The organism is Paraburkholderia elongata (assembly GCF_013177735.1).
Lineage (GTDB): Bacteria > Pseudomonadota > Gammaproteobacteria > Burkholderiales > Burkholderiaceae > Paraburkholderia > Paraburkholderia elongata.
This window is the reverse complement of sequence record NZ_WOEZ01000152.1, coordinates 1-4197: the sequence shown is the minus strand read 5'-3', so window position 1 is coordinate 4197 and position 4197 is coordinate 1. Positions and strand designations below refer to the sequence as shown.

Annotated in this window: 5 protein-coding genes and 1 pseudogene; 1 reads left to right on the top strand and 5 read right to left on the bottom strand. The window is 58.1% G+C overall.

Annotated features, from left to right (window positions below):
• Nucleotides 1-585: alpha/beta fold hydrolase (locus tag GNZ13_RS27690; RefSeq protein WP_172170520.1), on the top strand; the 585-nt coding region annotated here is incomplete at its 5' end.
• A 217-nt stretch (nucleotides 586-802) separates the two neighbouring features.
• Here the strand turns inward: GNZ13_RS27690 and GNZ13_RS27685 are convergent.
• From GNZ13_RS27685 to GNZ13_RS51620, 5 genes and pseudogenes are all read right to left on the bottom strand, one after another.
• A complete protein-coding gene (locus GNZ13_RS27685; protein ID WP_328807300.1) occupies nucleotides 803-1537 on the bottom strand; it encodes a hypothetical protein in 735 nt (244 codons plus the stop codon).
• 59 nt (nucleotides 1538-1596) lie between these two features.
• A complete protein-coding gene (locus tag GNZ13_RS27680) occupies nucleotides 1597-2268 on the bottom strand; it encodes a DUF429 domain-containing protein (RefSeq protein WP_172170518.1) in 672 nt (223 codons plus the stop codon).
• A 598-nt stretch (nucleotides 2269-2866) separates the two neighbouring features.
• Nucleotides 2867-3139: a hypothetical protein gene (locus GNZ13_RS27675; RefSeq protein ID WP_062091079.1), complete on the bottom strand. Its 273-nt coding sequence runs from the start codon at nucleotides 3137-3139 to the stop codon at nucleotides 2867-2869.
• Nucleotides 3140-3357: 218 nt separating this feature from the next.
• Nucleotides 3358-3697 (bottom strand): annotated as a pseudogene (locus GNZ13_RS52750) (SOS response-associated peptidase family protein); the annotation flags it as partial.
• A 35-nt stretch (nucleotides 3698-3732) separates the two neighbouring features.
• Nucleotides 3733-3876: a hypothetical protein gene (locus tag GNZ13_RS51620; RefSeq protein ID WP_216675042.1), complete on the bottom strand. Its 144-nt coding sequence runs from the start codon at nucleotides 3874-3876 to the stop codon at nucleotides 3733-3735.
• Between the last annotated feature and the right edge of the window lie 321 nt (nucleotides 3877-4197).

Sequence of the window (4197 nt, the reverse complement as noted above, 5' to 3'; positions counted from 1 at the left end):
CCGCCCCAGCGCGGCTATCTGCCCGTTTCCTGTTTCACCCATTTGGTGAGTATGCCAATTTTGCAGAGCGCCGCATCCGTATTGCTTCTCCGACCGTTCCGGCAGCCTCAACTGCGGTTTTTAGGTTCATGGGTGATCCTTCTAGACCCGATCGGCCTTTGGCGGGAAGACCTGCCGATCGTCGACTGGATTTCGGCCCCAGCCGAACGGTTGCCCGGACTCCTGTTCAAGGATCCTGCGAGTCGCGCCGCCCAATCGATGCTGGCTCTCCCTGAGGATGCCAACATCGCCGCCTCTGCAATCGCGGCACGGGTATGGGCGTTCGGTTGTACCGGCAAGTTTGCCTGGCCCATCCCCGACCGTGGCCTGCGAACTCGACTGCACCGGTTGAAGGTACCGGTACTGCTCGTATGGGGTCGCGACGATGCAATCGTGCCGGTCCGCTATACGGAAGAATGGCAGAAGGAAGTCTCCGATATTACGGTCACGGTGATTGATGATTGCGGCCACATCCCGCAGGTCGAAAAGCTCAATGAGACCATCACGGCGGTGGATGAATTCCTGACGTTTGCTGAAGAGAGTTGACGCGCCATTGAATTGCTTCGGCCGATCTGGATTGGCCGAAGCAATTTCGCCGAGAGGCAGCCGTGCTTCCGCTGGGTTCGGCAACGACCGCCGCGGGTGACACGCCACGCCGAATTCGTTGTGGCGCGTCACGACTTTCGGACGCTCTAGCGCATTGACTAAAGCGAAAAATCACAACACTGCGTCGCCGCGCTCCATGCCCTTCAATGCGGTCCGCTCAAGGCTTGTCCTTGCCGCGAACATTACTTGGTGGTTCCCCGGTACTTCCACCGCTCCTCCTTCGGCGTCGGAAGAGAGCGCCGAATCCAACGGCGACAAGCAATGCCGTCATCAGGCCGGCGCTCATGCCGGTCGTGCCACGCGATTCACTCGCGCCCGAGGGAGCAGACGCGACCGTAGGCGAAGAGGCTTGTGTCTCCACGGGTTTCGGAAGCGCCACGCCGGCGGCACTCCCTTGGCGCACCAGAGATGCTTCCGAAGTCGGCAAGGCCTGGGATGCGGGAAGGACGATTGCTTCCAAAGCAGGTCCGACAGGAGCCATGGCAATAGCCGAGGCCATAACCGGAGCCACTGCAGCGCGGGAATTGGTTTCGACAGACTTGGCCATCGCCGCCCACCGAGCAAATACGCCGTCGATGCAGTGGACGTCACTGCAGGCGTTGCGCGATTGCCGCCACTGAGCGAGTTGTTCAGGTGAGAGCTTTCCACTGCTCAGCAGAGCCTGCTGCTGCGCGAAGACATCGTCGTATTCATTGTTCAGGATGGCGTAGTCGCATATCACGCGTTCCGCCGGTTGTCGCGTGGTCGCACATCGAATATCGCTCGCCCATGCCGCGGTCGAACCAAACGCTGCCATTGACAGCAACAAGACCAAATGTCGTCTCAGATACACCAGTCCTCCTGGAATGTGATTGCCGCTATTACAACTGCCGTCGCCTGTGAGGGAACTCAAGTCTGTGCCTAACGGACTCAAGGGACACATGGCGCCGCTATTGCATCAGCCGTATTAGTTCAGTCGTGGGAAAGGTCTGAACTAACTCGCCTATCGTGAACAGCGGGAGTAGGCACCACGATGAATCCCCCTAGCTCATCGCCATACGCGTCGACTCTTCCGTCAAGTAGATAATTTGCCGTCAACGCGCACAGCGCCGCATCAACGTCGTCGATAGACCGCAGCGGCGTTGTTTCAACTCCCTCATGTTTGAGGATTTCTCGGCGCTGAGTTCCCTTTTTCTTCGCAGATGCGACTTCCCTCCCAAGAAAGGCACAAGTTATTGCGTGGGGAAACGTCTCAAAGCACACGCCGCCACCGGTTTCTCCACCATTCCTGAAAATAGGAAAGTGTGGGGTGAATGCATCATATACACGCTCGCCGTTGAACATCCACCCGTAGAATCCGCTTTGGCTGGCCATGGCCAGTTCGCGAGTCGGTGTGGCAAACGAAAAGATTCGTTGCTGAGCAAGAGATTTCTCAGCTTGCCTGCCGGCCTCGCCAATTCGCCATCGACAGGGTGCGTCAATGCCCACCGCTGCTACCTCAAATTGGAGGCACTTTTCGAGCATATGCTCCGGCGCTTCTTTGCGGAGGTTGCACACAATCTGGGTGCCACGCAGGATAACTAGATGATTTCCCTTCCGGTCGCCGCCAATATCGATTCCAGCTACAGGTCGTCTCGAGCTCATAGCGCAATTGCCCCTTTAAGATAAGCTTCGGCGTTCGCAGGGAGGGGGCGCAAAATAGACCGATGCGTTGTCGTCATTGAATAGCATGGGCGCCGTCACGCGACTTTCTCTGCGCTGTACCCATCGCCGCGTCCTTCCGATTTGGAGAAATTCAGGAGTGAGGACCTCGCGCTCATGCGAGTGCGAGCATACGCTGCGTCAATGCTGGCCGGCGTTCAGCAACATCCAAATCCGCCGCGTCGGCGGCCCACCGAGAATGCGTGCAAATACCGCGCGGCACCGAACGCAGGCGTAGTGCTCTTCGACTCGCGCATCTTTCACCGCGCCGACGCCGTTGAGTGTGAGGGTTTGGGGCGGAGGTTCAACTGCCGACTTCCCGTAGAGCTCAGCGCACTGCGCGCAGGGTTGAATCCAAAGGTCCATTTGTCAGTTGCCGATAATTGCGAGCGGTCACGCAGCCAATCGGTACTCGTAGAAAGCATAGGTTTTAAAGCGAGGAATATCTGCGACGGGGCGTCGCAAGGTAGACCATTTGAGGTAAGCGCACCATTAGTGCCCACGCCATCAAAAACGAACAAGGAATCGATGTCTTTCGCGGTTAGTCCCCAAACGGGTTGCCGGTGTCTTTCACTTCGGTATTGAGGTTGTATTCCGCACGCACGGCCTTGAGCACGCCCTCGATGTCGCGCTCGAAGCCGACTGCGTTGCCGAAGTGGGTCATGTTCCAGTTGCAGCCTGTCTTGTCTGCCTCTTGCAACTGCGGCCGCGGCACACGAATCTTCACGCCATCCTCGACGATTTCCTGCAGTCGATGGATTCGCCGGTTGACCTCCTGCTGAAGCTGCGAGGCATTGAGCGTCTTACGTATCATCCAGGTCTCCTTCCGGTTGCTCAAGCCAGTCTAGCGCAAGTGAGGCGTTCCGCGACCTGGCGCTGAAATGCAAAGTGCCTGAGAGAGAGCAGGCGCCTTGGTTCGGCGGGGTGCGTCAGTAAGTCAGTACGCGACAATCACGACGCCGCTGCCGCCAATGCCACGACCACCGATGCGCGCACCGTCCCCGCCACCACCGACGTTCGCCTGGCCAATCGCTATGCCGCAAGTCGATGCTCGTAATACGGATGTTCCCTGTCATCAAGTATGGCGTACATTGCCTCCAAATTCGACGCGTCCGGGTTGAGCCATGCATCTATATTTTCCGGCTTAATTGGGATGATGCACCGGTCATGACCCGCGGCGGCGACCTCAGGTGGCGACTCGTCCGTAATGGCCGCAAATGAGAGCAAGTCTGGCTCGCCCGCGAGACGTCCAGCGCGACCAGAGAAAAGCGCCCCGCATGTCGTGCTCGGGAATCAGCCTAAACGTCAAAACAACATTCTCGTCCTTTTCGCACTCCGCCAGCTCACGGCCCTCCATCTTCGCGCGGCTCACTCACCTGCTCGGCATTGAACATGTCGATGGTGCTTTTATCCGCGCTCGTCATCGGACTGTTGCTCCGAAAACGCATCGTCCATCGCCTTCGGAATCTTCGCTTTGCTGCCCTCGGCGCGCTCCCAGACACCCGAAGCTGGACTTGCGCGAGAGGTTTGCTCCTCTTTCCCGTGCTTCAAACCCTTTCTCATAGCCGTTTACGTGGGCGCAGCCTTCGCCGGAGGGGCACATGTCGTCGCTTTTGCGTCAACTCGACACCAAACCCCTTGTTTTAGGGCCTCCCCCGTTGCAGATTCAAATCCGAGTTGCTACGCTAGCGCCAGCCTGAGGATTTAGACCTTTGCGTATTGTCGGTGACTACGCAAAGGCAAGAGTCTCGGGCCAACCTTTGACCAATGACGAGGAATCTATGGCAACAACGAGTGCAACGAAAGCTGCAGCAAAGCCGGCTCCGAAGAAAGTGGTGACTCCGGTCGAGAAAAAGGCGAAGGCGCCGACGG

Bases quoted from the DNA above. Each gene is read 5' to 3' on its own strand.
- GNZ13_RS27680 (WP_172170518.1), bottom strand. From the start codon at position 2,268: ATGAGCTCGAGACGACCTGTAGCTGGAATCGATATTGGCGGCGACCGG.
- GNZ13_RS27675 (WP_062091079.1), bottom strand. From the start codon at position 3,139: ATGATACGTAAGACGCTCAATGCCTCGCAGCTTCAGCAGGAGGTCAAC.